This window comes from Pelagibius sp. (assembly GCF_028289705.1).
GTDB lineage: Bacteria > Pseudomonadota > Alphaproteobacteria > Kiloniellales > Kiloniellaceae > Pelagibius.
On sequence record NZ_JANQOI010000057.1, the window covers coordinates 1 to 2,918 of the forward strand.

Below are 2,918 nucleotides of genomic sequence, written 5' to 3' on the forward strand. Positions count from 1 at the left end.
GAGCTGGGCGGGGATCGAGGGCATGCTGGACGACGGCCTGCCGGTGCTCGGCGCCAGCGCCACGACCCCCGGCCTGGTTCATGCCTTTGGCTTCAGCGGCCACGGCTTTGCCCTGGCGCCGCTGGTCGGGCGTCTGGTCGCCGATCTCTGTCTCGGGCGGCCGAACAATGTCGCGCTGGCGCCCTTCGCCATCGAACGCTTCGCGCCGCCGGCCGGCGAGAGGACTGTCAACTCAGGGAGGTGAGTATGTTGGACTCCGCAGGACGGGTGATCATGGTGTCCGGCGCCAGCCGCGGCATCGGCCGGGCCATCGCCGAACGGCTGCTGGACAAGGGCTATGCGCTGAGCCTGGGCGCCCGAACGCCGGAAGCCTTGCGCAAAGACCTCGGCGGCACCGCGCCGGAGCGCCTGCTCTGCTGCCGCTACGTCGCCGAGGACCGGGCGACCCACGAGCGCTGGCTGGCGGAGACCCTGGAGCGCTTCGGGCGCGTCGACGGCTTGGTGAACAACGCCGGCGGCACCATCGACTTCACCATCGAAGAGGGAGAAGAGGAAGACCTCGACCACCTCTGGGCGGTGAACGTCAAGGGGCCGCTGTTCATGACGCGGCTCTGCCTGCCCCATCTGAAAGCCGCCGGCAACGGGCGGATCGTCAACGTCTCCTCCCTCTCCGGCAAGCGGGTGCGCAACGAGAACGTCGCCTACAACATGTCCAAGTACGCGCTGATGGCCCTGACCCACGGCAGCCGGCGCCTGGGCTGGGAGGACGGCGTGCGCGTCACCGCGCTCTGCCCCAGTTTCGTGCGCACCGATCTCACTGCCGGGACCAACAAGATCAGCCCCGAGGAGATGATCGATCCCGGCGATCTTGCCGAGTTGGCGGCGACCGTCATCGCCCTGCCCAACACCGCCGCCGTCGCGGAGTTGCTGGTGAATTGCCGCCTCGAAGACACGCTTTGAGAGAGGGGCGAGCGGTCGGTTGCAGTCCGGATTTTCCTTGGCAGTAGACAGCTATTTCGCCTGGTGCCACAGTTCGCGCCGAAAAAAATGAGGAGGAGGACATGAGAACAGGTATTTTTGCGTCGGTGACATGCGCCCTGGCGTTGACGTCTTCGTTGGCGTATGGGGCCGGGACCACCTTGAACATCGGCATGGCTTCGGCCGATGCCGGCAAGCTGGATCCCCATGTCGCGACCACCACGCCCGACAAGGGCCTGCTGCACTGGATGTTCAACGGACTGGTGCGGATCAAGCCGGGTCAGGCGAGCCCGGCCTTCATCGAGGCGGACCTGGCGGAGAGCTGGGAGGCCTCCGACGACGGTCTGGTCTGGACCTTCAACCTGCGCCAGGGCGTCCAGTGCCACGGCGAGTACGGCGAGCTCGATGCCAACGACGTGGTCTTCTCCCTGAAGCGTGCGGCGAACAACGACACATCCGGTTTTGCCAACGATTTCAAGGCATTCTCTTCGATCGAGGCGACCGGCGACTACGAGGTCAAGATCACCCTGTCGGAGCCGGTGCCGAGCCTGCTCGGGCTTCTGGTGCCCTATCACGGCGGCAACATCGTCTGTCAGGACGCGGTCGAGGCACTGGGCGATCAGTTCCAGCGCTCGCCCATCGGCACCGGGCCCTTCATGTTCGCCGAGTACCAGCCGCAGCAGTACGTGAAGCTGGTGGCCAACGAGGACTACTTCCGCGGTGCGCCGAAGATCAAGGAGATCTACTACCGCTACATCCCCTCCGACGCCAGCCGCGACCTCGCTTTCCAGTCCGGCGAGATCGACATGATCTACGGCAAGCAGGATCAGACCTGGGTCGAGCGTATCAAGGGTGTTCCCGGGACCACGGTCACGGTGATGGAGCCCGGCGAGATGTCGGTCATCCATCTCAACATGACCATGCCGCCGCTGGACAACAAGCTGGTGCGTCAGGCCGTCGCCCATGCCATCGACCGCAACGCCATGGTTCAGTTCAAGGGCGAGTCGGTGACCCGCGGCGCGGTCTCGCCGGTGCCGGAAGGCTACCTCGGCTATACCAACGAGGTGCCGACCTACGACTACAACGTGGACAAGGCCAAAGAGCTTCTGGCGCAGGCGGGCTTTGCCGACGGCGTGACCCTCAAGGCGATCCACACCACCCTGCCCGGCATGCTTACCACCATCGAGGCGGTGCAGGCGCTCTTGAAGCAGGCCAACATCAACCTGGAGATCGAGCCGGTGGAGCATGCCACCTTCCACCAGCGCATCCGCGAGGACGCCTCCCAGGTCGTTCACTATTCGGCAGCGCGTTTTCCCATCGCCGATGTCTACCTGACGCAGTTCTACCACTCGGACTCCATCGTCGCGACGCCCTCGGCGATCACCAACTTCTCGCACTGTGCGGTTGCCGACGGTGAGATCGAGGCGGCGCGGGTCGAGCAGAACGCGGCGGAACAGAAGCTGCTCTGGGCCAAGGCGCAACAGAAGATCATGGAGGAGGTCTGCTCCGTGCCGATCTACCAGAACCTCCAGCTCTGGGCCTGGAAGGACAACCTCGATCTCGGCGTCGAGGTGAAGGGTTCGCTGAACCTGAGCCCGCCGATCACCGAACTGGCCGGCTTCACGAACTGACCGGCCGCGGCGCGCCGGCTTGATCCGGCGCGCCGCTTTCCCTTTCCCGGCCCTGCGGCCTTCCCCAATGGACGCGCGCTGATGAGCAGCTTTGTCCTCAAGCGTCTCGGCTTTGCCGTCATTACGCTGTTCTCGGTTCTGACCATCGTCTTTTTCATCGTCCGCATCCTGCCGGGCGATCCGGCGCTGGTCATTCTGGGGGACCAGGCCAGCATGGAAGCCATTGAGGCGCTGCGGGCGCGCCTCGGCCTCGACCGGCCCCTGCCCGTTCAGTACTTCGATTTCCTCTCTGGCGTGGTTTTTGGCGAC

At 65.1% G+C, this 2,918-nt stretch carries 3 protein-coding genes and 1 pseudogene; all 4 read left to right on the forward strand.

From position 1 onward, the window contains the following. A partial coding sequence (locus Q0996_RS07225; protein ID WP_299617151.1) for an FAD-binding oxidoreductase occupies positions 1-244 on the forward strand: 244 nt, incomplete at its 5' end. Between the two features lie 2 nt (positions 245-246). Then, positions 247-960: an SDR family NAD(P)-dependent oxidoreductase gene (locus Q0996_RS07230; protein ID WP_299617153.1), complete on the forward strand. Its 714-nt coding sequence runs from the start codon at positions 247-249 to the stop codon at positions 958-960. A gap of 101 nt (positions 961-1,061) precedes the next feature. Continuing rightward, entirely contained in the window at positions 1,062-2,609 is a 1,548-nt protein-coding gene (locus Q0996_RS07235) for an ABC transporter substrate-binding protein (protein WP_299617155.1), read from the forward strand. 81 nt (positions 2,610-2,690) lie between these two features. After that, a pseudogene (locus tag Q0996_RS07240) lies at positions 2,691-2,918 on the forward strand (ABC transporter permease); the annotation flags it as partial.

Coding starts and splice junctions, on each gene's coding strand:
- Q0996_RS07230 (WP_299617153.1), top strand. CDS start 247: ATGTTGGACTCCGCAGGACGGGTGATCATGGTGTCCGGCGCCAGCCGC.
- Q0996_RS07235 (WP_299617155.1), top strand. CDS start 1,062: ATGAGAACAGGTATTTTTGCGTCGGTGACATGCGCCCTGGCGTTGACG.